The sequence below is a fragment of the Micromonospora echinofusca genome, from assembly GCF_900091445.1.
Lineage (GTDB): Bacteria > Actinomycetota > Actinomycetes > Mycobacteriales > Micromonosporaceae > Micromonospora > Micromonospora echinofusca.
The window spans coordinates 1,902,962-1,926,660 of the sequence record NZ_LT607733.1 but is presented as its reverse complement, the minus strand read 5'-3'; the positions used below and the strand labels follow the sequence as shown (position 1 = coordinate 1,926,660).

Sequence of the window (23,699 nt, the reverse complement as noted above, 5' to 3'; positions counted from 1 at the left end):
GCACATCTGCCGCCGATCGCGCTTGCCAGCGAGGCGTTCTGAGAGACGGGACGCTGCTTGCCCGTACGATCTCGGCCGTGCACACCACCCCGCTGGCTCCGATCGATATGGACGCGGTCTTCCCGCAGTTGCGTGCGTTCGCGCGGACGACCATCCGGCTGCATCCACGCAAGGGCTCGCCGTCGGTCGAGCAGAGCTCCGTGGGCGGGTCGCTGCTGTGGCCGGCGAACGAGCCCTGGCCAACCTGTGACGGTGAAGTTCTGGACGATCATCCCGCCGAGGCTGGGGTGCCACTCGTGCCGGTCCTGCAACTGCTCGCCGACGATGTGCCTGAGCTGCCATTCCCAGAGGGCTCGGACGTGCTGCAGGTGCTGTGGTGCCCCTTTGACCATGATCCCTGGAGTGCTCCGCTTCCGCGCTTGCGCTGGCGGCGACGATCAACGATCGGACCCCGACTGGCGGCGATGCCCACGCCACACGAGGACGCCGAAGCGTGGTATGTGCCCGACGCGTGCGTCGTCGATCCCGAGCGGGTCGTCGAGTACCCGTCGTACGACCTGCCGCATGAGGTGTGGTCGCAGATCCAGGAAGCGGCGCGCCGGGTCGAGGCTGACCACGGCTGGGAGTACGACACCGACCTGGCGGTCGCTTCCGGGATCAAGGTCGGCGGCTACCCCGGCTGGACGCAGTCGCCTGACTGGCCGGTTTGCATGTGCGGGGTTCGGATGGAGCATCTGCTCACCATCGCCACCTGGGAGTTCAGCCGGGGCGACGAACGACGTTGGGTCCCGCTGGAGGACCGGCCCGCAATCATCGGATGGGGCTTCGACAGCCCGGACGACCATCCGTGGCGGTCGCTTCAGAACCCGGCAGGATTGATGCTCGGCGACGCCGGCGGCGTCTACATCTTCGTCTGCACATCATGTCCAGAGCGTCCCCACGACCACCGATTCGACTGCTCCTGACCCGACAGGAGTCACTGACAGCGCCCGAACCGGCATCCGGATCTGCCGCGATCCGCGCGGCACGCAGCGTGACGGCTGGAGCTGCCGCTCGCCATCCGGAACTGTCGAGATGAGGGTGCTGCCTGAAGTCGCGATATCGGCTCTAACGGCGTTTCCACAAAGGCCGCGGTCCGGGCGCTTCGGTGGTGGCTGGCGTCATCAGGGACTGGGCGGTTGGCTTGCTAACGACCAAGCTGATCTCGCAGATGGCGCTGTTGACGAGCACGCCCTCACAATCGGGGTCGGCCGCGGCCATCTGGAGGAGAACCTCACCGGACACGCCCGCGTTGAACCGGGGACCAAAGTTCCGTAGGGCCGCTTCGGGATCGGCGTACGCCAGCACACGTAGCCGTCCGTCGCCGTGAGTAGTCCTGCCCGCACCAAGGTTGCCGCCAGCGAAATGCCCGTGCGCGGCATCAGCGGGCACCCCGGTGGCCACAATGCCGACCGTGGAGGCCCGGAACAGCCTGAGGAAGCGCTCGTAGCTCTCTGGTGTCTTGGCTTCCGCGTGCTCCGACATGACATCGGACAGCGGGGTCTCACTCATGCAGCGGACGATAGCCTGCGCGCCACGGGTGCACCACGGCTGGCTGTTTGAGTGCAACGCCATAGCCGGAGAGCGCCGCCGATCCGAACGACGCGTGCCGCATCACGGGCCTACGGCCGTCCACGTGTTGTGTTGGCTACCCGTCCCCGCCAGCGTAGGCGCGCAGCGCCTCGTAGGTTGTCGGCAGGCCGTGTTGGCGGAGCGGGCCGTCCGGGCCCGACGGGCCGAACACGTGTGGATTCTGTGTGAGCCAGAGGACCACTGCCCGTTGTGCCGCCGTCAGTTCCTGGAAGCTGTGGCCGTGGTCCGGCTCCATGTGCGGGAACGCGTAGTCCAGCACCACGTTGAAGTGGTTGTGCCAGTTGGATGTGGGTTGCTCGGCCAGTACCGCGGCGACGAGGTCCGCACGCACCTGCTCGGCCATCGGCTCGGCGACGCGGTCGAGCACTTCGAGTGCGAGATGGGCGGGGTGCACTTCCCAGACAGTCTGCTCGGTGTTCCGCTTCCGGAGGATCGCCCATGAGCGGAGTTCGGCTACCACCGAGTCCGGCGCCCCTTCCCCTGCCAGGAGCGCCCACGCCAGAGCAGCTGACCATCTCAGGTGGGGATCTGCGCTTCCAAGCTGTCTGTCGAGAAGGTCCGTTACCTCCTGTGTACACGCGCCGCCGACCAGTCCCAGGGCGACGAGCGCGGCTCCCGCCATCCGCACTGGCTGCTGGTCGTCGGAGGCGATTTCGATGAGGCGGGGGCGGATGGAGGCCATCTCTTCCGGGAACCAGGCCAAAGCTTGGATCGCTTCGCCTGCCACCTCGGCGTCGGAGTCAGCCAGACATTTCAGCAGCACCGGGACGCCGGCGCGGACGGCGTCGTACGCGGCGAGCTTGTGCCTGGTCTCCAAGAGGCGCCGCTCGGCCTTGGCCAGCGGGATGGGCTGTCTCTGCCCTGTGCTGACGACGTCGTACCAGTTCTTCATCGTCCGCGACCAGCGCTGCCAGGTCTCCTCGGGGACCTGGGCCACGGCGTTGCGCATCTCGACGACCGGAAAGCCGGTGGCCATGTGGTACTGCCCGTAACCGACAGCAAGACTGGAGAGCAGGTGAATGACCTCGTGCCGGGCCGGCGTGGTGGGGTCGGCCACCAGCTCCAGCAGGAACCAGACTGCGTATGCGCTGGCCTCGTAGCGGCTGCCCTGATGGAAGATGTTGCCGTACAACTCGTACATCGCCGCGCTGCGGACCTCGCCGTCGGGTGACCGTAGGTCACGGATGAGGTCGGGGACGTCCTCGGCGCTTCCGTATGCGTGCGTCAACGACGCCCAGTCGACGCTGTTCAGGTCAAGTTGCACGTGCGGCATTCTCTACTATGCGAGGCCAGCATGGGGTGCGCCGACCCATCCGCCGAGGCGAGTAAGTCGATCATGCCGAGGTGGGTTCGTCCTGGGCGGCGTTAGGGTCGTCTGCCGTCTGATCGGAGCCACGTTGAGAGAAGAGCCTGAGCCGGCCCTCCTGTAGCCAAGGGTGGCAGCGCATGGCGCTACCTCCGGAACGTGGACTGATCGACCATAGACGGCCGAGGACGTGCCCGGAGTCGACCGTTCGACCCCCAGTTCCGTGCCGCCAGGACGAGTGCCGAGGACCAGCGGACAGGTCCGGCCGCCGCGCCTACTTGGTATCCCACCAGTCCCACCACTGCTTTGGTGCTTGCTCGAAGGCGGCAACGGTGGGGGCCTTGTGTCGGGCGGCGCTGCCGTCGATGCCGGGGGCGCAGGAGCGGAACGGGCCGTCGGGGCCGAGCAGCATCGGTAGGTGGTGGTCCAGTTCACGCAGCCAGCCGAGCATGCCAGTCATCTCGAGCCGAGCGTGTTCCCAGCCGTACCACAAGGCGGTCAGCCGGGTCACGGCTTCGTCGTGGCGCCACCACTGCTCGCACCAGTGCCACCGCACCAGCCCGACCTCGCCAACCGGCCGGGGAAATCCCGGCAGGAGGTAGTCGCGGACCCACTCCTCGACAGTCGCGTACAGCGGTGGCTGCCCCTGCCCGCCACCGCTGACCGCGCGGTCGGCGAGAACCTGCTGAAGTTCGGCGACCTGCCTGGTCAACAGCGCAACTTGGGCTGCGAGATCCTCTGTCGTCCCGTCCACCTCGCCGGAGGGACTTGAGGTTTCCACGCTAGTCATCGGGTCACCGCCCGGACCCGCTTCGATACCACGGTCGCCGGCCGCTTGGCGGCCACGAGGGGGTCCACCTTTGCGCCGACGACCAGCGGAGCGAAGGTACTGCCGAGGCGGCGCTGCTGGGCTACGGCTTGGTCGTGGCTGGCCGATCCGTAATGCCCCGTGGCAACAACGTGCCTCTCGGTGTGCTCGTCGACTGCGGTGCGCGGGTGGTCCGGCGTCCCGGCGACGGTGCGGGCCTGCGCCGGATCCTCGTCCGCGCGTGCCAGCAGGTCGCGGTCGATGGCATTGGCGACCACCGGCGTCAGTGCGCCTGCCTTGCGGGCCTGACTCACGTACTGGCGTGCCAGTCCGAGGCTGTCCGCCGCTGGCGCCCGGCCGCTGGCGCGCAGGTCACGCTGGAGCCGGTCCAGCGCCTCGGGGCTGACGTCGGCGATCAGCCGCACTGCTTCAGCGCGTACGGCGGCGTCCAAGTCGTTGAGCGCCTGCCCACCGGCGGGTAGCGCCTTCCCGTTTGCGCCGGCGCGCAGCTTCGGGGCCTCGGGGCCACCGTGCGGTCGCGCCGGCCTGCCGCTGGCGCCGGCCCTCGTCGATTCGCTCTCCCAGACCTCGTGGGCTGCGGCGCGGGCGGCGTCGGGGGCGGACTTTCCGGCCGCCCGCTGCCGGTCGTACGCGGCCCGCCACTGCGGGTGCAGCTCGCCCAGGCGGTCCAGTGCGAGCCCCGCGAGCTTCTGCGCGACGGGGTCGCCGGCGGCGGCGTGCACCGTCGCGGTACGCCATAGCTGGGCCACCTCGGTGAGGGTGGCGTCCTTCAGCCACGAGCCGTCGACTCGGCGGGCGAGTCGCTCCCGGTCGGCGCGAACGGAGTCGCCGAGCCGGTCGGCCTCGCGGCTGGCTGCCTCGGCGGCCCGCTCCCGGCCAGCGGCGCGTTCCTCCTCGGCGGCCTTGCGCTGGATGCCCACTGCAGCGAAGCGGGCGACGGCTTCGCTGAGGGTGGAAACGACGCCGAAGAACTGCATCGCCTTCTGTCTGGCCTCGTCGACCGGGTCATCGTGCTGCGGATGCATCATTCTGGCTCCTTCCGTTACCGGCCCGCGGTGTGCGGCGGGCACTGTCCACTGTCGGGATGGGCGTTGCCGCCACGGTGAGCAGCGTCGTTACCGGCCGCTGCCCGCCGGCGGAGAGGGCCCGGAGTTGCCGGGCCGCATCCCGGGCTGCCTTCGCCTGGTGCAGTCGCTGCTGGGCAGTGCGGAGGTGCTCCAGCGCGTCGGCAAGCCGGGCCATGTCGAGCACCAGCGTCATCGCGGCGACCGAGTCCTCGTCTGCGGCGATGCGGCCCATGAGCGCCACCAGCCGCGACATCGCTCGTAGCTCGTACGACAGGGACATCGTGCGCGCGGCCCGCCCGTAGATGTCGCGTGCGGCGCGGTCGAACACCTCCGCCGCCCGGTGCAGTGGCCCACGCAGGCTGCCTTCCCTCGCGTACGCCAGGCTGGTGACCAGATCGGCTGCGGCGGTAGCGGCGGCCTGGGCCGTCGCGGGATCCTCACGGGCGCTGCGGCGGATTTCTTCAGCCGCGACCTGGGTGACGCTGGCGGCGTCGCGTAAGGCTTGGGCGCGGGCCGTGACCCGACCTCCCGACGGTAGGCCGACGGCCGGCGGCGGGCCGCCCCACCGGCGGCGCAGCTTCGGCAGGGTCAGATCGGGTGCGAGGCGCCCACCGGAGTACCACACCGGTTGCCCGTCACTGGTGCCCGCGCCAGGCAGGGCGACGGCGTAGCCGGTGATCTCATCGGCGTTGACGGTGCTGCGACGCACTCTGATCAGCACCCCTGCCTCCCGCAGCCGGTCGAGGAACTCCAGCTCGCTGCCGGCGGCGGCGACGGCGGTGCGGACCCGCCGTCGCAACTCGTCGCGAGGGGTGTCGCTCCAGCCCTTGCGGCGGGCCTTGTTGACCTCCACCGGGTGAGGCCTCCGGTGTGCGGTGCGGTCGGCCGGAGGTACCTGCCTGCGCAGGCCGTAGCGGCGGGCGACGTTGTAGGTGGCCCTCACGCACTTGAGGTAGTCGTTGCGGGCCCAGTTCGTGCGGCCATCTTCACGCACGAGGGTCGCGACGATATGGACGTGGTCGTCGTTGTGCCGCACCACCACCCACCGCAGGCCCGGGTCATCCGCTTCAGTGGCGAGTCCCGCTTCGATGAGCATCTCCCGGGCCATGCGCCCCCAGGTGCCGTCGGTGAGCACCCGGTCGCGGTCCTCCGCCGCCAGGCGCATCGAGCAATGCCACACCGGCTTTGCCGGCGGCCTGTTCCCGGCTCGTACCGGCTCCTCCAGGAGAGCGGTCAACCTCCGGAAGTCCCGCTTACCCGAGGCGGTGATCTCCGGCTCCAGATCGGCCAGCTCCCCAGCACCGTCCCACGCCGCGACCAACCGCGGATTGACGTGCTCCTCCTGCTTCCCAGGCCCGTACAGGTAGCGCAGCAGCCCACCGACGCGGCAGCCTCGACGGTGGACCCGTGCGATCACCGCAACCGCCGGTCGATCAGTGCCGTCACCTGATCGAGGCGGGCGACGGCGTGCGCGCACAACTGCACCGCCTCGACGGCCCAGCCGGGCAGCTCCCCGGTCGCATTCGCGGCCGCCGCAGCCTGGTTGACGTTGGAGCCGAACATGTTCACTGCGCGGCGGGCGGCGAACAGTTGCCGCTGCAACTCCCGCAAGTCACCGGTAAGGCCCGTGGCCGGCTCTTCTGCGCGCGCTACGCCGATTACCACCTGCGCCGTGTATCCCGCTGGCGTGAGACCGGCTCGCCGGGCCGCCTCAACGACCAGCGCCTTCTCCTCGTCCGAAAGCCGAGGATAGATCCGGTGGGAGCGACCGGGGCTGAGGTGCTCCCGGTGCCGGCCCTGGCCAGAGGCGCTGACATTGCCTTCGGTGCTCACGGCAACGAGTCTTACGCCTGGCCGTTAACGCCCCTGTGAGCGGAACCGTTACCGGCACTGGCCAGCGGCCGGACCTTGGGACCCGGGCGGCCTGATGGCTGCAGCATCGGGCGGCGATAGCCGCGTGGACGATGCGGTCGACGACAGAGGCGGGCGAGGGAAGGCGGATCCGGCGTGCTGGTCGGCGTTCGGGGTGTCGGCACCGAACAGGTCGAGGGTGAGTTGGCGTGGCTGCCGCAGCGCGTGCATGACCTTTCCCGCCACACTAGGGCGTAGCGCAGGCAGTTGTTGCAGGGCCCCGCGTGCTGGCAGCCGGGCAGCCGGACCTTGTCGGCTCGCGCCCCATAGCTCCAAGCCAATGATCAGGGCGTTGACCAGCGGCTCGCAAAGTAGTTCCGGACGGTGCGAGCTGCGATCGTCCGGAACTACTTTGCGGTTTCCTGGCTCAGCTGACTCAAGGCCGACGGTCCCCACCTGGTCGGGTCGTCGCCGGGCGGCACCATCGCCAGGGCCTGCCAGAGCAGGAGGATGTTCAACCAGCCCGCCTCGGCCGGAGTCAGCGGACGCTCGGACTGGTAGCCAGTAAGGAACTCTGCGCGAACTTCGGCCGACACTGGCCCCCAGTTGTGGTAGCGGGTGCCGAGCAGGACCGCCGCGCGGGCTAGCTCGACGATTCGGTGATCATGCTGGGCCTCCTCGAAGTCGAGGATCGCGACGACCTCGCCGCGGGCCCACAAGATGTTGGCGGAGCGGATATCGAAATGGACGAGTTGGCGAGGAAGCCGGTCGGGCGGTGCGCTGGTGACCAGCCCGCGCAGCGTGTCACGAGCGGCCATCGGCAGATGGTCGGCGCGGGAGTCGAGCCAGTCGGTGACCCGGGCCGTCAACGGCTTGAACGAAACGGCGGGGGCGAGAAGGTGATCGGCGTCCGGGTATGCGGCCAGCGCGTCCTGCAATTGGGCGAGTATGAGTCCGGCCGCCCGCACCTGGTTGAGATCAGCGGTGTCGAGGAGGTCGCCCACGATCTCGCGCTGCAGGCTCATCGAGACACGGTCGACCTCGACCTGGAGGCGGCCTTCTCGTGCGGGAACCGGCGGCGAAACCGGTAGCCCTCGGCCGTCGAGCCAGCTCGTGAGACGCGCCGTCTCCATCAAACGCGGAAAACGCTCGGGCACTACCGACCATTTCGCGAGCAGTCGGCCGGACGGCGTGCCGACCCAAGCTATCGCGTTGCCCCCGCTCATGACGATTCGCTCGCAGGAGTCGATGCGAACGCCCCAGTGCTCCTTCAGCATCGCGGCGACCCAGCGGCCGGCCGACTCTGAATCGCCGAAGCCGAACCGTTCGTCGAGCGCGTGGCGAGGGTCGTGCGGCTCCCACAGCATCTCCAACGTCGGCGCCTGCGATTCGATCATGCGTTGTATCCCATCACAGGGCCGGCGGATGCCGCTCGCCCGGCGCCGTCAGACAACCACTCGAATAACCATCCAGGTGGCGGGCTGCGCGGGCGGCATACGCGTGCCAGTAGATGCCGATCTTCTATCGTCCCGGGCGGGCAGAGTCGGAATCATCCCCGGCGCGCGGTGTCGATGGTGAGGTCGGCGCGATCGCGGGTGCCGTCGGTTCTCAAGAAGTCGTCTTCCTCGATCATCCACTTCCGCCAGCGTTGCTCGGCAACGGCGAAGGAACGGTCGCGAGGACTGCATCGGATGAACCCGCCACGGTCGGAGCAAGATATGGCCATTAGCCGCCAATCTCGACCGGGCGCGGTCGAGAACACCCGGCGGGGTGTCGGCTGGCTCATGTCCGGTCCGGTTGATCTGGCACCAGCGGTCCTCCGTGGCCTGTGGCGGGGCCAACTTCCCGAGACATGCGGCGCAGGTCGTCCGCCGGACGATCGGTGCTGCACGGCCTGGCTATTTGGTGGCCCACTTCGCGCGGTCACGGGCCACCTCATTTGTCAACGCCAGCTGAAGGCCATCATCAAGATCACTCATAAAGTGTGTGCCAGAGCCAGATCCAGCTTTCAGGCGGAGCCGACAGCTACTCGTAGACGCAGGCCGCCCGCAGGATGTCCGCTACCAGTGACCACGTGGGCTGCTCAGGTAGCTCCCGACCCTGATTGCGTGCCCAGCCGTCCATGCTGCCGATCCAGGAGGACATAGCTTCGAGGTAGCGGGGCAGGTCTACGTTCTCCCAGTAGTCCGGGGGCGTAGCCGACTCTTCGGCGAGCGCCCGAACGTAGGCCGCCAGATCCTCGCGGTTTTTCACCGCGCCGGTGTCGTTGAGATCCATTAGCCGATGATCGCTTACCAGTCGAATGGCCCGATAGGAGCCGTGCAGGGCCGATCGCAAGGTCGTGACGATCGCAGGGCGCTCAACCGCCGTCGAGGGCGGGGCGATCGCTGCCGCGCCGCTTCGCGGCTTGCCATCGGGTATTGGACTCCAGGCGCGCCGAAGTCGGTGGTACGCCAAGCCACCCCCGACCTGAGAGGCCGGGGGCGGTAAGCCGTACGCCGCCGGGCCGGACAGCCACGCGCCCACCGCCCAGCCGTGCCAGCCACGTGCCGGTAACCGGTGTTCCAAACGGTCAGCAGCGGCAGATCGGGGCACCCATCGTCACTCAGCTCCACGGCGTTATGACGACGCACGGTGCCGAGCAGGGCCTGCTCGTCGCCTGGGGTGGACTGACGAAGCCCGCGCGAGACGCGCTGAAGAACCAGCACCTACGGGTGCGGGTGTGGGAAGCAGGGGACGTGGTCGACGCCGTCCTACGGACGTACGACCGGCTGCCTGAAGAGATCCGCACTCAAGTGCCGCTACGCCGGGTATGGATGCTCTCGGACGCTGGCCTCTGACACGTGCCGCTCAATTGAAGCGCATGCCGCGCACCGCGCACGCATTCCTGGGTGGGCCTGGACTGCAGCAACCAGGCCCACCCCGCGGTCGGTTCCAGTTCAGGCCAGAGGATGTGGCTCGTTGGTCAAGGCCGCTAGAGCGGCGGCAACCTCCTGAAGACTCGCCCGGACGTACGTAGTGGTCGTGCCGACGTCGCTGCCGCTGTCGGAGTGACCGGCGTACGCGCGGGCCACGGCGTAGCCGAAGTTCCGCTCGACCCACGTCAACGTCGTGTGCCGCAGCCAGTGCGTGCTGATCTGCTGCACGTACACCCACGGCAGGTGCTCACCGATGCGCACCCACAGGTGGTCGTAGCGCCGGTAGGTGATCGGCTGCCCGTTGCGGTAACGCAGCAGTTGGCCCGTTCCCACCGCCTGGCGTTCCTCGGCATGCTGCTGCAGATGCCTCATCAACGTCGGTGACACCGGCTGCCACCGCACCGTGTCGCCCTTTTCCCGCAGCAGGATGAGGCACTGGTCCGGGTCCAGGTCGACGGGCCGCAGAGCCAGCGCACCGCCCCGGCGGCACGCGGTCTCGGTGTGCAGTCGTAGCAGCAGGCTGTCCAGCGCGGGGTCGTCGCCCGTGCTGGCGGCGACGGCGTTGATCTCCGCCAGCCTGCTGTCGGCCACCGCTCGTCTGGTGCTGGGCAGCCGCCGCGGCTTGGCCACCTTCAGGGCAGGGTTGTCCGCCGCCGCGATGTACCCGTCGGCAACGGCCCGCTTGTACAGACACCTCAGGGCGGCGATCAGGTGCTCCGCCGCACTCCGCCCACCCCGGGCGTTACGCCGGGCCACCACATGCGTCTTGGCGTACTCGGCGAGCTGCTCGATCTCCGACGGAGTCGGCTCGTCGAGCCGTCGCTGTCCCCAGTGCTCCAAGACCCGCTTCCAGTACGAGCCGTACGCCCTCCGCGTACCATCGCTGACCGCCGCCGCTACCACCGGTACGTACTCGGCGAACGTTGGCGCGGGTGGACGGTCCGACGCCGCGTCGACGAGGTCAGCCGGCGAGATCCCCATCCGCGCCAGCAGCAACCGCGCGGCATCCAGCTCCGCCCGGCCCACGGTGGTGTCGCTCATGCCTGACCACCGCCCAGCAAATCGGCGTGAGCCGCCACCACCATCGCGTCGAGGGCGGCGGGCGGGTGCACCACAAGCAGGCCGTCGGCAGGGTTCGCGGCCAGCAGCACCCGGTCGCCGGCGGTCAGCCCACACCAGTGCCGGACAGCCGCCGGCAGATGCAGGTGGCCCTGGCCGGTGACGGTGAAGACGCCCTGCCGGTCCAACCGGACGACGATGACTCCCGAGCCCTCGCGGATGTGCAGCCGCGTGCCCGGCCCCCATCCGAGGGCACGGGTGATCGCACGGTCGGCGATTCGGCCACTGGGGTCGATGGCAGCCAGGCCGTACACCATCGTGCCGGCACGTGGCGACGGCAGAACCGGCAGCGGCAACGGCGGGCGACGAGAAGCTCCCCCACGCGGCTCGCTCCGCCCCGGCTGTCGATCAGGCAGCAACACGGGCGGAATGACCGGAGCCACAGAACGCTCAGCCACGACAACCGCCCCCGCTCGAGACAGGCTCGATCGAGGGTGTCGCTGAGATCAGATTTGCGTGATCAAGCGTGCTTGACCACCAGTACGCGAAACACAGCATGGATGCTGCAATTTGGTGTCCGAGGGGGGACTTGAACCCCGCGTAGACAGCGTTCTGACCTGCGGCGATCCTATCGACCCTGCTCAGCATGTGTCTACTCGTGGCCGCTTGTAGCCGCTTGTAGCCCTCTGTTCCCGCCCGTGATCCCGCCGGGATCACCGTTGATCTTGCCCATGCGAACGGGGCCGGCGCACCGCGCCGGCCCCGCTGCTGTACGGCTACAGTTCCACGGCTCCGTGAACCGTGTCGGCCGCGTCGACCGGGACTTCCTCCCAGCACCAGATGCTGCCCATCACCACGTACCGGCCGCGCTCGTTGGGCGCGATCCGCAGGTACGGCTCGTCCTCGCCGAGGGCGCGCCGGTCGACGACGATCACGTCACCGTCCCACCACATCGGGCAGACGTCGGCGTCGAGCGCCCGGCTCAGCCTCGGCTCCGTCAGGCCGGACGTCGCGTAGACGGCCCGCCAGTGCCGGCGGGCGTGCTCCTGGTCGGTCACCACCGCGGCGGCGACGTCGCGGGTGCATCCCCACACCGCCCAGCCGCTCCAGCGGCCGATCAGCGTGCCGGCGTACGCCGACTCGAAGCGGCGGCCGCCGTCGTACGGGTACTCCAGCCACTCCCCCGCGAAGTACCCGGACTCGCCGGGTTGCAAGGCGCGGTCGAGGTCGAGCGGCGGGGCCGCCTCGGTCAAGCGAGGGGCCTCAAGAGTCAGTTCCACGTGAACTCCTTCGGTCAGTCGAACAGGGTCGGGGCGGGCGGCTCGGGCAGCTCCGCCAGTTCGGGGACTTCCTGGCCGGTCTGTTCCTGCCACCAGGCCGCGAACATGCGCCGGTGGCACCACGCGTTCGGCGGCGACACCGACAGGTCGCAGAAGCAGAGCAGGACCAGGCGCTCATCGCCGGCGACGTCGGCGATGGCCGCTAGGTCGTCGGCGATGACGTCAACGCCGGCCGCTTCCAGCCGCTCGACGTAGATGTACCGGTACGGCGCCTCGTCGAGCTTCAACATCGCGTAGCTCGGAGCGAGGACCCGCGCGAACCCGGCCAGGTCGTACGGCAGCGGGAAGCGCGGAGCGCCGACGGTCGTGCGGACCGGGGCGCCCTGATCCGGCCTGAACCGCTGGTAGCGGCTCGTGAACAGCTTCAACTCATCCTCCATGTTGAGGTGACTCGTGGTCGTTGTAGAGATGCGCGATCTTCGGGACCAGCTCCTCCAGGTGCGCGGCGAGCGCGTCCACGGCGGACGCGACGACCGTCGGCGGGCCGGTGATGGTCAGCAGCTCCAGCTCGGTGATCTCGTCGCCCTCGGCGACGTCGACCGCTCCCCCGTCTCCGGGCAGCGGCGGCAGCGGCATGACCGCCTTCGCCGTCACCTGCGGGATGTAGAGCCCGTCGTTGATCCTGAACACGATGCTCATGCCCCTGCTCCCATCACCAGTCGCCGCCGCCGGCACTTCGGTCCGACCCGCTCGGCGCGGGCCCGCTTCGTGCGCAGCAGTCGCCCGCAGTCCTCGCACTCCACCGGCTCTTCGTCCGGGCTGGCCGCCACCTGGTCAGGCATCGGCTACCTCCTCCCTTGCAGCCGGGCGGCGATCGCCCGGCACCATCCGCGGTCGACGCCGAGCCGGTCCGCCACCTCGTCGGGCTGGTAGCCGTCGACCAGGTAGCGGGTGGCCAGCTTCGCCACGGCGTCGTCGACCGGAGCGGCTTCGGCCGGCGGCCGGGTGGCCGCCGGCCGGCTCCGGCGCGGCGGCAGCTCGGCTCCCGTCTCGCGCCGGGTGGCGCGGGCCCGGGCCAGTGCCCGGTCCCGCGCCGTCTCCGGTTGCGTGCCGGCCACTACCGGGCCCGCCGCCGTCGGTGCCGCAGCCGCCGCCGGTACTCGACGTGCATCACCCGCAGCCGAACCCGGCGCTGGTCCGCCAGGCGGACTAGCGGGGCGGCGAGCCGGCGCACGGCGGCAACGATCCGGCGGAGCACGGCCACCAGCCCGCGGTACGCGACCCGGGCCGCCTCGACTCGCCGGGCGAGGACTTCGGCGAACTGCCGCCACACCTCGGCGACCTGCCGGCCAGCCGCTCCAGGGCTGCCCGGATGCGGGCGACCTGCTCCGGGTCGAGCTGCGGCGCGCGGACGACGGCGGGCGCGGTCACGCCGCCACCCTCGCCTCGGCGCTGGCTTCGGCCGGCGCGGGCAGCGCGACGACCGCGACCGACCGTTCCGCCAGCCACTCACGGCCGACGCGCGCCAGCCGTTCGACCAGCTCGTTGCGCACCTTCTCGGCGCCCTCGGCGAACTGCTCCAGGTGGGCGACCACCCCCCGGTAGTCGGGGTCGGTCTCGGCCTTCTTCCTCGCCGACGGGAGCAGCCACCGCTCGTTGGCGGCCACCTCCATGTCGGCGACGTCGCACGCGAACGCGATGCCGCGCAGCTCGGCTGCCTTGTGGATCGCGTCGACCACGGCGGTGGCCAGGTCGCGGGCGTCCCGCTCGCGCAGGTCCAGGGCGAGGTCTTCCGCCATCGTGGTCAGCGCCGTGGTGGCCAGCTCGCGAACCGCGATGTAGCCGGGCAGGGCCGCCTTGACCTGGCGGGCCTCCTCTTCGGTCTTTGCGTTCCGACTCACGCGACCTCACCTCGCGCTGCTCGGTGGCCGCAGTCGTGCATTGCGGCCGTACAGCTTGCGGGCACAATGGCCCCCTCTCCGCTGGGTTGCTCCGGCAGCTGGGCTGCCCTGACTTCCGCGACGAGCGCCGGACCGGCGTGAGTGTCAAACACCGCGTGGAGGGCGACCCGGAAGGCCGCCGGCCCGAGCGGGACCACGTTCAGCATCCGCGCCTGCCTGTAAAGCTCGGCCTGCGCTCCTCGCATCGCCTGCTGGAGTTCGGCCGGCGAGTCCGGCAGCGGCCAGGCCCACAGGACCGTGACCACTCCGCACGCACCGATGACCTCCAACAGACGGGGGTTATACATAAACATTGTATATCAGTACACCACCTCGGTCAAATTGTGACCGTACAGGTCACGGCCCCGATCAAGGGTTCAGCACGCCGGCCCGGACGCGCAGGAGCGCCCCGCGCTGATCGCGCGGGGCGCTCGCCGCTCTGCCTACGTCAGTGCTGGCACACCGAGCACCAGCCCTGCTCCTGCACCGCGTCGTCGTGGCCCTCCCACGTGCAGTTCGGGTCGACCCTCGGCAGGTCGCCCGGCACCGGCGTCACGTCGACGACCTCGGCCGGGATCGCCACCACGGCCTCCGGGTCCAGCTCCACCTTGACCGACGCCGCGATCGCCTGCGCCTTGCGCAGCTTCGCCGACACCTTCCCCGCCGCCGTCCGCAGGTGGTCGACGCGCTGCCGGTACGCGGCCACGCCGCCGTCGGCGCCGGCGAGCAGCTTCGCCAGCTCCACCTCGTCCAGCTGCGCCAGCTCGGCCAGGATCTCGCCGGCCGCCGCCAAGCGGTCGATCTTGCTGACGACCTTCTTCCGCTTCTCGACGACCTTCTCCTGCTCTTCCTCGCTGTGCTCGGCGTCGTCGAGCTGGAAGAACCCGCCCTGCTCCTCGGCCGCCTTGCACGCCTTGGCGAACGCCTCCGCGTCCCGCGCCGACGAGAACTCGCCGCGCGCCCACTTCACCAGGAACCGCCGCTGCTGGTCGGCGGACAGCCGGCACACGTACCAGGCGACGCCCACCTGGAGCTGCCCCTTGGCCACCAGCTGCTTCGCGTCGTCGATCAGCCCGAGCAGGTCGATCCGCCACCCGACGTACGGCACGCTCTTACCGAACAGCTCGGCGATCGCCCCCGTCTCCCAGCCGGCCTGGGCGAGGCGCGCGTAGGCCGCGGCCTCCTCCATCGGCGTCATGTCCTGCCGGTTGACGTTCTCGGCGACCTGCGCGATGAACGCCGCCTCGTCGTCCATCTCCCAGACCATCGCGGCCAGGTCCTCGATGCCGCCCTGCTGGGCGGCCCGCCACCGCCGCTCGCCGACGACAAGGCGGTAGGTGCCCGCCTTGGCCGTCTTGCGGACGGCGACCGGCTGGAGCTGGCCCAGCTTCTTCATCGAGGCCGCCAGCTCGGTCAGCTCCTCCTCGCTGAACAGCTTGCGAGGCTGGTCGGGGTCCGCCTCGATCTTGGCGACCGGAATGGTCCGCAGGGTCGGCTTCTTCGCCGTCGCGGTCGCAACCATCGTGTTCCTCCACAGTGAACGATGTACGCATGTCGTACACATTCATTGTAGTCAGAAAACGATCTTGCCGTCAATACTTTATGTATGAACTCGGGGCTGTGACCGGCCTAGATCGCCACAGCATGTGGGGCGACCACACTGGCGTCGGCCACGAGTGACAGCAAGGCGACTGCCACCCCGGACACGACTTTCCCGGCCCGGTCCCTGACCGACGAGCCTCCGCGGGTCTGACCGGCCAGGTGCGGCGCAGGTCGCAGCAGCGCCGCGATCCGCTCAAGCCGGTCATCGCCCATCTCAACGTCGTCCACTCGGCCCGACTCCAGCTCAGCCTCTATCCGCTGCGCCAGCGTCAGCACCTCGATCGTGCGCTTGCGTGGCAAAACCTGATCCCCGCCATTCCGCTTCGATGCGCCAGCGTTCCCACCGTGACCGCACTACCTACGGTCGGACTTAAGGCGCTCCTAATCGAATGATGACGAGATCGTAAACCGCACCACACGGACCGCAACAGCCTTGGTCGGCGAGGTCGAAGGAAGCTTTCAGCCTGTAACCGACAGTGCAAAGTTCCCTTCAGCAATGAAACGCCGAGGCTGGTACCATGCCGCGCTCACTTCCAGACGAACTCCAGACGGTCCAGGTCAAGCTGCGACGACCCCGCCCGGGTGGCCGGCTTGACGATCACTCGGTCGAGCACCAGCGCGAGCAGTTCCCGGCGCCGCTCCAGCGGCGCGTCGACCCACCACTCGGCCAGCGCCTCCGGCGTGGCGGCCGGCAAGGACTCCAGCCGCGCCGCCTGGGCCAGGTTCTCGCGGATGGCCTTCTGCTCCGCCTTGACCTCGGCCTCGATCGCTTTCAACGTGACCAGGCTGATCTCTCGCTTGGCGTACGCCTGGCCGGCCTCGGCCAGGCGCTCGTCGAGGGCGTCCAGCGCCTCCGCCACCTGCACGTCGCCGCGCACGGCGGAACGGACCGCCGCCTCCAGGCGGGCACGCACCTTCGGCGACGCCAGCCGGGCCAACGCCCGCGCCGTGACCTCTTCCTCCAGGGCCTCGGCGGCGATACGGATGCGACCACACCCGTAGCTCGGACTTCCAGCCCGACACACGTACCCGCGCTTACCGCTGTTGCTCGGCTGCGTATAGAGAGACTTCCCACACATGTGCGGACCGTTATCGTCGGCGCCTTGTAGCGGGTACCCACATTGGAGGAACCCGCCAGACAGGAGGTACTTACGCACGTTGGTGGCGAACGGCTGCTTGCGGGCCGGGTCGTCCAGGAGCTTGACCAGCTCATGGTGCGTCTTCTCGTCGAGGATCGCCGCCCACTGCCCTGCACCCACCACCTCCCCGTGGTAGGTCTTGAGCCCGGCGAGCCGCGGGTTCCGCATGAGCCGCGACAGCGACTGCTGGGTCCACGGCCGACCGGCCGACGTCCTGACATCCCGCGCCCGCAGATCCGCAACCACTGACCGCATACTCTCGCCGCCCAGCACCCGCTTGGCGATGTCGCGGATCACTACCGCCTCAGGCTCGATGACCTCTCGGCCTGTCTCGTCGTACCCATAGCAACGCAACGTCCCCGACCCCCGGGCCTGCCTGGGCGACCGCCTGCCGAGCTGGGAGGCAGCCGCCGCACGGATGTGTCGCCTACTGCTCGACCGGCGAACGCTGCCGAACTGGCGGGGAGGGACCAGCAGACCCGTCGCCTCGGCGGGGGGAATCACCGCTGCGATCGGTCGACAGGAGCACCAGCCGAGGAGAGGCTGGCCCCTACGGTAGCAGTGCCGCAACGCACCGTGCTACGTACGCCTACGTATATGTTCCGTTCACAGTTGACCGTAATACTGCCGGCCGACCTCATACCCAGAGGGGATCGCCCCGGAACGCCAGGAGGGCTCGGAATCCCCGATTAGCTGGGATTCCGAGCCCTTCGTGACGCTTCTGCCCTGCACTGCCCCGTTGGGCGGATCGGCCAGGGGTTAAGTCCCCCGACTACGGCCTGACCGACCCGCCCACCGACCGACCGGGACGCGATCAGTGGGGTCACATTACCTGATTGCGCCCGTACGGATAGCGGCTACAGAGACACCCACTGGTCGCCCTTGCGGTACTGGATCTCCACGCAGCCGTAGTTCGGCTCGCCGAAGTCACGCAGCGGCCCGAAGTCCTCGTCGCCGCCCGGCTCGCCATTCGTCCAGATCAGGCCCTCGTACACCACGCCGCGCTCCGCCGCGTCGACGTCCTTCCCGTCCGCGATCGCGCTCGCGTCGATGTCGCCGCCGTCGAGCACCCGCCAACGGCGCCCCTCCGTGCGGGCGCGCTCGATCATCGCTTCCGTCGCCTGCCGGGGGCCCGCCGTGCCAACCTCCGACTCCCACGTGCCGTGCAGCTCGTGATCCCGGTCCCGGGTAATCACCCAGGCGTACGGGTGCTCGGGGAACTTCGCCGCCTGCGCGGCCTGGATCATCGCCATCGACACCATCTGTCTCTCCTCCTCTACGCGACCCCGGCGCCGGCCGGCACCCGGGCTTCCTGCTCGTCGGTTTCGTCGGCGACGTCGCCGGCTGTCTTCATCGCCTGGAGCTCGGCCCGCGCCTCCTTGATGCGGTTCCGACCCCACCGCTCGCTCCGGCGGAACTTCTGGCCGAGGGCCTGGCCGGTCAGCGGGCGCCCGGCGGCCACTGAGTCCCGCCACTCCTTGCGGGCGGCAGCCCACAGCTCCTCGGCCGCCGCGTCCGGGGACACCGGCACCGGGTCGGGCGGCGGCAGCGGCAGCTCCTGCTGCTGCCGGTTCGGCCACGGCTCGGGCGGCACCACCGCGTCCATGCGCGGCATCGGCACCCGGGCCGCCGCCGGCAGCGGCACCGGCAGCCCTTCCGGCAGCGACACCGGGTCGGGCTCCAGCGCGGGGTCCAGATCCGGCACCGGCTCGGCCTCGGCCGCCGGCAGCGGCACCGGGTCCGGCAGCGGCACGGGCTCGGCCGCCGGCAGCGGCACGGGCTCGGGGTCGGCCGCCGGCAACGGCTCGGGGTCGGCCGCCGGCAACGGCACCGGGTCGGCGTCGACCGCCGGCAGCGGCACCGGCTCGGGCTCGGCAGCCGGCTCGGGCTCGGCAGCCGGCAACGGCACCGGGTCGGCGTCGGCCGCCCGCAGCGGCACCGGCTCGGGCTCGGCCGCCGGCAACGGCACCGGGTCGGCGTCGGCCGCCCGCAGCGGCACCGGGTCCGGCAGCGGCAAGGGCTCGGCGGCCGGCAGCGGCACCGAGGCGACAGCGGCAGGCGGCGGCACCGGGGCCGGCGGCACCGACGCGCCGGCAGCCGCCATGGCGAGGGCGCGCTCGGCTGCGACCGCCGTGCGCCGCTGGTGCGCGAGCACCGTCAGCCCGATCGACGCCACCAGCGCCAGGCCGTCGACGGACAGCGGCAGGGTGCTCGCCGTAAGGCTGTCCTCGCCATAGGCCAGGGCCAGGGCCTTCATGTGCCGGTAGCTGGCGACTGCGGCGACCCCGGCAACGATCACCGTCCCGACGATCTGCGTGCCCCTCGCCAGCGGGTGCCGCGGTGCCGGCACCCGCATCATCACTTCGGAGCACAGCAGGAGCGCCAGCGGCGGCCAGCCGGCAACGAACTTCTGCCCGACGCCGGCACCGGCGTGCGCGATGTTCGCCGCGAGGGACGCGCCGATGCCGGCAACGAATGCCGACCAGGCGACTACCCACGCGCCCTTGCTTGGCCGCTCCGGCAGGTTGGTCTTCTCCACGTGAACCACTCCTGCACCTACCCGGCTGCCAGGGCCAGTCGTGCCGGCAGGGCTGCCGGCACCTCGTTCCACTCCATCGGTTCTCCTCCAACAGGTCGGGGCCGCCCGAGTTGCCCCGGGCGGCCCTCGTCGGTCACTACAGGCGGGTGAGCGTCTCCCCCACCAGCGGCCCGCGCTCGGCCACCGCCCGCTCGTGCTCGAACAGGTGGTCGACGCACAGCAGCTCGGTCTGCTTCCACGGGTCCAGCTCCAGGCCCTCCTCCGGGTCGAGCAGGCACAGCCCGCCGTCCCCGCACTTCTCGCCGTCGTGCTCGGTCACCAGGCGGGCGACGGCCAGCGCGGTGCAGCGGCCGCCGTCCTCCTCGGGCACGAACTCGGCGTTGAAGGTCGGGATCACGATGCGGCGGGTGCAGGTCTGGGCGGTCATCTTCGGCTCCTCAGGTCAGGTCGGGCTCGGGGTCGGGCAGGGAAAGGGCGGGCGCGCTCGAGGCGCGCCCGCCGGCTCGGTCAGCGGTAGCGGTTGAGGGTCACCGTGTACTCGCGGCCGTCGGTCAGCCGCAGCACGACGCCGTTGTCCCGCGTCATGAAGCCCGCGCCGGCCAGCGTCTGGACCTCGCGGACCTCGACCGGCTCGTCGTCGTTGTCGACAAGCGGCTCGTCGCCGATCGACTCGGCGGCCGTCTCCAGGTCGAGGTCCTCGACGGCGACCCGCAGGGCGCGCTCCAGGATCTCCTCGTAGCTCAGCATCGGACTGACTCCTTCATGCAGGATGAGGGGCGGTGCGTACATATTCATTGTATGCGTCCGACACTCTCCCCGTACAGTTTTTATGTACGCCTCGGGCCGTGTAGCAGGTCACACAGGCCGCGCCACCCCCGTCCACGGAGGCCGCCGAACGGCCACGGTCGGGTAGTGGAGTGAGGAGGGAGGCGCGACCCGGCTTAGGCGGGCTGTGGCCGGGCGGGGCGGACGGTCACTGCGCCGACCGCTCCCCCAGCCGCCGGGCGTCCAGCTCGGCCGCCGCCTCCAGCAGCCACGCCGGCGGGCCCGGCCGCCGGCCCGCACGCCGGGCCAGCGCCCGGCCGCCCGGCGCGGTCCGTTCGGCACCGCACGCCCGGCAGCTGGTCGTCAGCCACACCAGGCCGCCGCCCTCCTGCGCCGATCCGTCAAGCAGGCCCGCGCAGCCGTCGCACACGCCCACCGCGCCGGCCTCTGCGGCCGCGGTGAACGCCTCCACGTCGACCAGGCCGTCACGCACCAGCCTCGCGTCGATCGCCACCGCTACCTCCTGGCCTCCGATGTGGAGCGGGGCCGGACGAAGGTCGCCCCTCGCCCGGCCCCGCACCGCCCTACTCCTGCGGACTCGCCGGCAAGGCCAGCAGGTCCGGCAGCGCCAGCCGACCGTCCCGGTAGGCCCGCGCCACCTCCTCACGGCCGCCCTTCTTGAAGGTCAGCGTCGTCGACGGCGGCGGCGGCTCCGCGACCTCCACGAAGTCGAGAACGCGGCCCGTCTCGCCGTCGACCACCGTGCCGTCCGGCTCGACCTTCATCCGGCCGAGCAGCGCCTTGCGCCACGCCGGCCGCACCGACTCCACCGGCGCCGGGGTCGTCACCTGGACCTCCGAAGGGTGCTCCTGCTTGCACCAGGCCAGGAACCCGGCCTCGTCGACCACGTAGCCAGTCTTCGGCTCGGAGAGCGTCACCTGCGCCACCGGCTGGTCGTAGCCCGGCAGCCGCACCTCGATCGTCTTGACGCCGATCGCGCGGTTCAGCTCGATCAGGCGGCCGTCGGCCTCGGCGCGGGCCGCGTCGTAGACCTTCTTCACCTCGTCCATGAGGGCCTTGAGCACCGCCGCCCGCATGGACTCCTGCCGGATCTCGCTCACCGGGCCGCTCCCGCCGTCTCGGGCTGCCGGCCGTTGGCGGCCGGCGTGTCGGCCGCCTCGGTCAGCGCGCTGTCGAGCTGGGTGCCCGGGGCCTCCGCCGCGCGCCGGGCGGCCGAGATCTCCGCGCCCCGCTGGTTGAAGGCGTCGCGCAGCCTCTGCGTCTTGCCGAGCCGCTGCGCCCGCTGCCACAGCACCGCCAGGTCCTCGCGCGACGAGCACGCCGCGAGGGCCTTCGGCCAGTCGAGGTCCTTCGGCGGCTCGCCGTTGTCCAGCCAGTCGAGCAGCTGGTGGCCCAGCTCCGCGCCCGGCTTGTGGATCACCTGGTCGGCCAGGGCGTCGCACCGGCTCTTCGTTACCCGCAGGTAGTGGCCCTGGTCGAGGTCGCCCACCAGGTCGAACTCGTACTCCAGCCCGTCGCGCTGGTCGGGCTGCATCCCCAGCTTCGACACCTGCTTCTTGCCGTCCGCGCCTTCGGTAATCTCGTACTTCTGCTTGGACCGCAGGCACACCACGACGTGTCCGGGGAAGCTCATCAGCGCCTCGATGTACGCCCGCTCGATCGGGCGCACGTCCTTCCAGCCGTCCATCGACCGGCCGCCGTGGTTACGGGCGAACAGGTCGACCAGCTCCAAGATGCCGCCCGGCCCGAACCAGTAGTGCGAGGCCGAGTCGAGCATGAAGCCCGTGAAGCCCGCCACCGCCGCCTCGTCGATCAGCTCGACGAGCTGCCGGGGGTCGTACCTGACCGGGCTGATCTTCGAGAAGCCGTAGCCGCCGGCCTCCTCGGGCGTCATGTCGCCGACGCCGGGCAGCTCCGGGTTGACCGCGTACTTGTCGGCCGAGTCCCGCTCGGTGTCGACGAACGCGATCCGCTCGATGCCCTCCGCGATCGTCATAGCGCCGGTCAGCGTGTACAGCAGCTTGAGGCCGGTCAGCGTCTTGCCCGCGCCGCTCGGCCCGGCGAGGGCGATGCGCGCCTTCGCCTTCTTCCGGGTGGCTGGCATGAACCGTGAACTCATCCTTCGTTCCTTTCCACGTGAACGAACCTACATAGACTCTATACGGCCGCAATCCACGACCGTAGCCCTACACCCCGAGGGCAACAAAAACGGCGGCGTGACCCGCGCAGGCTTCACTCCCGACGGCGGCCGGCATGGCGCAGTCGGGACGCCAGCAGATCACCGGCGTGCCCAGCTCAGTGCATCCGCCCTGCTCGCGATGCCGCCAGTCGTCCCCGGCGGGGACGAGTTCGCCGCTGCACGTCACGCACTGCGCGACGTCAACCGGCGCGAGGTGGACCCTCACTCCCCGATCACTCTCCTTGCTTCCTCGGGCACGGCCCGCAGCGCGGGCCCGTGCAGCGGAGCCGACTTCCTGCACCCGGGATGAGCACAGGAGCCATTCGGCCCCTCGACGTACCGGTGGTCGACACCGCTCGCGGCGCGGCGCCCAACCGTTTCTTGTTCCCTGTATGTCTTGCGTCCGCGTGGCGGACCAACTCGGTCCGCCTGGCGGACTAGTTCTAGTCCGCGACCCGGACTAGAACCGCCCTTCACTAGTCCGTCCACCGGACTACCAGACCTGGGCGATTCGGGCGCGGCTGGTCCGGCACGCGGACCAACTACGCCCCGATCGGTGAGGCTGCGCAACAGATCCGGCGGCACTCCCATGCGGTACACCGTGCGGGCCTTCTTGCGCCGGGCGTCCGCGACCGTCGGCCGATCGCGCCACACCCACTTGTTCTCCGGGCGCTCCTCGTCGCCCTCGCCGACCTTGCCCTCCAGCAGGTTCAGATACTTCGCCACCGACGACCGGGAGAGCCCGGTCGCCTTCTGCAAGTCGGTCAGGCTCGGCGTGAACTGCTCGGGAATCGTCGCCGTGGCCGCGTCGGACCACGTGAGCAGCGTCAGGATGAGCTGCCGGCCGGGAGGGTCGAGCGTGCAGAGCTCGTGCCTCACCGCGCGCTCGACCGTCCAACGGTCCACCATGCAGGCGGCCTCTCTGTGCAGCGCCGCCAGCGCACCGTCGCCCGAACTGGCGTACGATGCGCGTGCGACCCGTTTCTCCGTTGCGGGCTCCACTTCGGCCCCGCCAGATGACCGCCTGGCGGGGTCGACGCGTTTCCGGCACCCTACACCCGCGATATACGGCCGCAATGGGTTCCGGCGTGCTCATATCTACGCCGCCTCGTCGTCGGCTTCGAGGACGTCCCACGGGTCCCACACGATCGTCCGCTTCGTCTCATCGGCCCAGGCGTAGATCGTCGTGAGCTTCCACTGCGGGTTGTTGCTGACCTCGCCGTCCTCCTTGGGCAGCTGACCCTTGGACCGCCACTGGTACGGCGTGTTGTCCTTCACGCCGAACATGCGGACCAGCTCCTTGAGCCCGACCATCACTGGCAGCTCCAGCGGGCCCGGCGTCATCAGGTCGGCCGCGATCTTCCGCGTAACCGCCTTGAGCTTGACCTGGTTCACCCTCACTATCCCTCTCCTCCCACGGCCGGATGCCATACAAGGTCAATGTACGGCACCCTCCGGGGATGCTTAGGCCGCCACCCTGGCGGCGCAGTACGGCACGCGATACACCAGGTCGCGCGCCATGCTCAGCCGTGACCTGCTCGCCATTCCTCCTGTCGAGATCGGGGACATGTA

The 23,699-nt window shown here is 70.2% G+C and carries 32 protein-coding genes; 2 read left to right on the top strand and 30 right to left on the bottom strand.

The window, feature by feature from the left end:
* The first annotated feature begins 77 nt into the window (after positions 1-77).
* Positions 78-965, top strand: a complete 888-nt coding sequence (locus GA0070610_RS08900; protein ID WP_197697810.1) for a YwqG family protein — start codon at positions 78-80, stop codon at positions 963-965.
* A 142-nt stretch (positions 966-1,107) separates the two neighbouring features.
* Here GA0070610_RS08900 and GA0070610_RS08895 read toward each other — a convergent pair whose 3' ends face one another.
* The 9 genes from GA0070610_RS08895 to GA0070610_RS08860 form a co-directional block, all read right to left on the bottom strand.
* Entirely contained in the window at positions 1,108-1,551 is a 444-nt protein-coding gene (locus GA0070610_RS08895; protein ID WP_089003372.1) for a hypothetical protein, read from the bottom strand.
* 136 nt (positions 1,552-1,687) lie between these two features.
* Positions 1,688-2,896 (bottom strand): HEAT repeat domain-containing protein, encoded by a 1,209-nt coding sequence (locus tag GA0070610_RS08890; RefSeq protein ID WP_157747087.1) that lies wholly within the window; start codon positions 2,894-2,896, stop codon positions 1,688-1,690.
* A 316-nt stretch (positions 2,897-3,212) separates the two neighbouring features.
* Positions 3,213-3,650, bottom strand: a complete 438-nt coding sequence (locus GA0070610_RS08885; protein WP_231925986.1) for a DUF4913 domain-containing protein — start codon at positions 3,648-3,650, stop codon at positions 3,213-3,215.
* Positions 3,651-3,724: 74 nt separating this feature from the next.
* A complete protein-coding gene (locus tag GA0070610_RS08880) occupies positions 3,725-4,792 on the bottom strand; it encodes a hypothetical protein (protein ID WP_157747086.1) in 1,068 nt (355 codons plus the stop codon).
* Positions 4,773-6,251, bottom strand: a complete 1,479-nt coding sequence (locus GA0070610_RS08875; protein ID WP_088999586.1) for a relaxase/mobilization nuclease domain-containing protein — start codon at positions 6,249-6,251, stop codon at positions 4,773-4,775. Before GA0070610_RS08875 ends, GA0070610_RS08880 begins: the two co-directional genes overlap by 20 nt.
* Positions 6,248-6,667 carry a hypothetical protein gene (locus GA0070610_RS08870; RefSeq protein WP_088999585.1) on the bottom strand — a complete coding sequence of 140 codons (420 nt, stop codon included), beginning with the start codon at positions 6,665-6,667 and terminating at the stop codon, positions 6,248-6,250. Before GA0070610_RS08870 ends, GA0070610_RS08875 begins: the two co-directional genes overlap by 4 nt.
* A gap of 11 nt (positions 6,668-6,678) precedes the next feature.
* On the bottom strand, positions 6,679-7,026 hold the full coding sequence (locus GA0070610_RS32070) for a deazapurine DNA modification protein DpdA family protein (protein WP_449288794.1): 348 nt from the start codon (positions 7,024-7,026) through the stop codon (positions 6,679-6,681).
* A gap of 66 nt (positions 7,027-7,092) precedes the next feature.
* Positions 7,093-8,082: a phosphotransferase gene (locus GA0070610_RS08865; RefSeq protein WP_088999584.1), complete on the bottom strand. Its 990-nt coding sequence runs from the start codon at positions 8,080-8,082 to the stop codon at positions 7,093-7,095.
* Positions 8,083-8,710: 628 nt separating this feature from the next.
* A complete protein-coding gene (locus GA0070610_RS08860; RefSeq protein WP_088999583.1) occupies positions 8,711-8,962 on the bottom strand; it encodes a DUF7660 family protein in 252 nt (83 codons plus the stop codon).
* 269 nt (positions 8,963-9,231) lie between these two features.
* On the opposite strand from GA0070610_RS08860, the gene GA0070610_RS08855 reads away from it, so the two are divergent.
* Positions 9,232-9,525 (top strand): restriction endonuclease, encoded by a 294-nt coding sequence (locus GA0070610_RS08855; RefSeq protein ID WP_197697809.1) that lies wholly within the window; start codon positions 9,232-9,234, stop codon positions 9,523-9,525.
* Positions 9,526-9,624: 99 nt separating this feature from the next.
* On the opposite strand, the gene GA0070610_RS31350 is transcribed toward GA0070610_RS08855, so the two are convergent.
* From GA0070610_RS31350 to GA0070610_RS08745, 21 genes are all read right to left on the bottom strand, one after another.
* Positions 9,625-10,644, bottom strand: a complete 1,020-nt coding sequence (locus GA0070610_RS31350; protein ID WP_088999581.1) for a tyrosine-type recombinase/integrase — start codon at positions 10,642-10,644, stop codon at positions 9,625-9,627.
* Positions 10,641-10,979, bottom strand: coding sequence for a hypothetical protein (locus GA0070610_RS08845; RefSeq protein ID WP_088999580.1), 339 nt, complete (start codon positions 10,977-10,979; stop codon positions 10,641-10,643). The genes GA0070610_RS31350 and GA0070610_RS08845 overlap by 4 nt, the downstream gene beginning before the upstream one ends.
* 459 nt (positions 10,980-11,438) lie before the next feature.
* Positions 11,439-11,942 (bottom strand): hypothetical protein, encoded by a 504-nt coding sequence (locus GA0070610_RS08840; protein WP_157747085.1) that lies wholly within the window; start codon positions 11,940-11,942, stop codon positions 11,439-11,441.
* A gap of 14 nt (positions 11,943-11,956) precedes the next feature.
* Positions 11,957-12,370 (bottom strand): hypothetical protein, encoded by a 414-nt coding sequence (locus GA0070610_RS08835; RefSeq protein WP_197697808.1) that lies wholly within the window; start codon positions 12,368-12,370, stop codon positions 11,957-11,959.
* A gap of 1 nt (position 12,371) precedes the next feature.
* Positions 12,372-12,641, bottom strand: coding sequence for a hypothetical protein (locus tag GA0070610_RS08830; RefSeq protein WP_088999577.1), 270 nt, complete (start codon positions 12,639-12,641; stop codon positions 12,372-12,374).
* Positions 12,638-12,784: a DUF6011 domain-containing protein gene (locus GA0070610_RS30400; RefSeq protein WP_157747084.1), complete on the bottom strand. Its 147-nt coding sequence runs from the start codon at positions 12,782-12,784 to the stop codon at positions 12,638-12,640. Before GA0070610_RS30400 ends, GA0070610_RS08830 begins: the two co-directional genes overlap by 4 nt.
* 3 nt (positions 12,785-12,787) lie before the next feature.
* Complete coding sequence (locus GA0070610_RS08825; RefSeq protein ID WP_088999576.1) at positions 12,788-13,060, bottom strand: hypothetical protein; 273 nt, start codon at positions 13,058-13,060, stop codon at positions 12,788-12,790.
* Positions 13,060-13,275 carry a hypothetical protein gene (locus tag GA0070610_RS08820; RefSeq protein WP_088999575.1) on the bottom strand — a complete coding sequence of 72 codons (216 nt, stop codon included), beginning with the start codon at positions 13,273-13,275 and terminating at the stop codon, positions 13,060-13,062. The genes GA0070610_RS08825 and GA0070610_RS08820 overlap by 1 nt, the downstream gene beginning before the upstream one ends.
* A 94-nt stretch (positions 13,276-13,369) precedes the next feature.
* The gene (locus tag GA0070610_RS08815) at positions 13,370-13,843 is read right to left on the bottom strand and encodes a hypothetical protein (RefSeq protein WP_088999574.1); all 474 of its coding nucleotides are present in this window, start codon (positions 13,841-13,843) and stop codon (positions 13,370-13,372) included.
* Between the two features lie 487 nt (positions 13,844-14,330).
* Positions 14,331-15,404, bottom strand: coding sequence for a ParB/RepB/Spo0J family partition protein (locus tag GA0070610_RS08805; RefSeq protein WP_157747083.1), 1,074 nt, complete (start codon positions 15,402-15,404; stop codon positions 14,331-14,333).
* A 107-nt stretch (positions 15,405-15,511) separates the two neighbouring features.
* Positions 15,512-15,784 carry a hypothetical protein gene (locus GA0070610_RS08800; protein ID WP_157747082.1) on the bottom strand — a complete coding sequence of 91 codons (273 nt, stop codon included), beginning with the start codon at positions 15,782-15,784 and terminating at the stop codon, positions 15,512-15,514.
* Positions 15,785-16,011: 227 nt separating this feature from the next.
* On the bottom strand, positions 16,012-16,920 hold the full coding sequence (locus GA0070610_RS08795) for a recombinase family protein (protein WP_172896462.1): 909 nt from the start codon (positions 16,918-16,920) through the stop codon (positions 16,012-16,014).
* A gap of 560 nt (positions 16,921-17,480) precedes the next feature.
* Positions 17,481-17,885, bottom strand: coding sequence for a hypothetical protein (locus GA0070610_RS08790; RefSeq protein ID WP_088999569.1), 405 nt, complete (start codon positions 17,883-17,885; stop codon positions 17,481-17,483).
* 14 nt (positions 17,886-17,899) lie between these two features.
* Positions 17,900-19,162, bottom strand: coding sequence for a DUF2637 domain-containing protein (locus GA0070610_RS08785; RefSeq protein ID WP_088999568.1), 1,263 nt, complete (start codon positions 19,160-19,162; stop codon positions 17,900-17,902).
* 136 nt (positions 19,163-19,298) lie between these two features.
* Positions 19,299-19,589, bottom strand: coding sequence for a hypothetical protein (locus GA0070610_RS08780; RefSeq protein ID WP_088999567.1), 291 nt, complete (start codon positions 19,587-19,589; stop codon positions 19,299-19,301).
* An 80-nt stretch (positions 19,590-19,669) separates the two neighbouring features.
* The gene (locus GA0070610_RS08775) at positions 19,670-19,909 is read right to left on the bottom strand and encodes a hypothetical protein (protein ID WP_088999566.1); all 240 of its coding nucleotides are present in this window, start codon (positions 19,907-19,909) and stop codon (positions 19,670-19,672) included.
* Positions 19,910-20,135: 226 nt separating this feature from the next.
* On the bottom strand, positions 20,136-20,441 hold the full coding sequence (locus GA0070610_RS08770; RefSeq protein ID WP_088999565.1) for a hypothetical protein: 306 nt from the start codon (positions 20,439-20,441) through the stop codon (positions 20,136-20,138).
* A 70-nt stretch (positions 20,442-20,511) separates the two neighbouring features.
* On the bottom strand, positions 20,512-21,048 hold the full coding sequence (locus GA0070610_RS08765) for a hypothetical protein (RefSeq protein ID WP_088999564.1): 537 nt from the start codon (positions 21,046-21,048) through the stop codon (positions 20,512-20,514).
* Positions 21,045-22,067 (bottom strand): AAA family ATPase, encoded by a 1,023-nt coding sequence (locus tag GA0070610_RS08760; protein ID WP_088999563.1) that lies wholly within the window; start codon positions 22,065-22,067, stop codon positions 21,045-21,047. Before GA0070610_RS08760 ends, GA0070610_RS08765 begins: the two co-directional genes overlap by 4 nt.
* Before the next feature lie 282 nt (positions 22,068-22,349).
* The gene (locus GA0070610_RS08750; RefSeq protein ID WP_088999561.1) at positions 22,350-23,129 is read right to left on the bottom strand and encodes a hypothetical protein; all 780 of its coding nucleotides are present in this window, start codon (positions 23,127-23,129) and stop codon (positions 22,350-22,352) included.
* Positions 23,130-23,225: 96 nt separating this feature from the next.
* Positions 23,226-23,528, bottom strand: coding sequence for a hypothetical protein (locus GA0070610_RS08745; RefSeq protein WP_157747081.1), 303 nt, complete (start codon positions 23,526-23,528; stop codon positions 23,226-23,228).
* Between the last annotated feature and the right edge of the window lie 171 nt (positions 23,529-23,699).

Coding starts and splice junctions, on each gene's coding strand:
- GA0070610_RS08780 (WP_088999567.1), bottom strand. CDS start 19,589: ATGACCGCCCAGACCTGCACCCGCCGCATCGTGATCCCGACCTTCAAC.
- GA0070610_RS08760 (WP_088999563.1), bottom strand. CDS start 22,067: ATGAGTTCACGGTTCATGCCAGCCACCCGGAAGAAGGCGAAGGCGCGC.
- GA0070610_RS08860 (WP_088999583.1), bottom strand. CDS start 8,962: ATGGATCTCAACGACACCGGCGCGGTGAAAAACCGCGAGGATCTGGCG.
- GA0070610_RS08880 (WP_157747086.1), bottom strand. CDS start 4,792: ATGCATCCGCAGCACGATGACCCGGTCGACGAGGCCAGACAGAAGGCG.
- GA0070610_RS08790 (WP_088999569.1), bottom strand. CDS start 17,885: ATGGTGTCGATGGCGATGATCCAGGCCGCGCAGGCGGCGAAGTTCCCC.
- GA0070610_RS08845 (WP_088999580.1), bottom strand. CDS start 10,979: ATGGTGTACGGCCTGGCTGCCATCGACCCCAGTGGCCGAATCGCCGAC.
- GA0070610_RS08865 (WP_088999584.1), bottom strand. CDS start 8,082: ATGATCGAATCGCAGGCGCCGACGTTGGAGATGCTGTGGGAGCCGCAC.
- GA0070610_RS08775 (WP_088999566.1), bottom strand. CDS start 19,909: ATGCTGAGCTACGAGGAGATCCTGGAGCGCGCCCTGCGGGTCGCCGTC.
- GA0070610_RS30400 (WP_157747084.1), bottom strand. CDS start 12,784: ATGCCTGACCAGGTGGCGGCCAGCCCGGACGAAGAGCCGGTGGAGTGC.
- GA0070610_RS31350 (WP_088999581.1), bottom strand. CDS start 10,644: ATGAGCGACACCACCGTGGGCCGGGCGGAGCTGGATGCCGCGCGGTTG.
- GA0070610_RS08805 (WP_157747083.1), bottom strand. CDS start 15,404: ATGGTTGCGACCGCGACGGCGAAGAAGCCGACCCTGCGGACCATTCCG.
- GA0070610_RS08830 (WP_088999577.1), bottom strand. CDS start 12,641: ATGAGCATCGTGTTCAGGATCAACGACGGGCTCTACATCCCGCAGGTG.
- GA0070610_RS08895 (WP_089003372.1), bottom strand. CDS start 1,551: ATGAGTGAGACCCCGCTGTCCGATGTCATGTCGGAGCACGCGGAAGCC.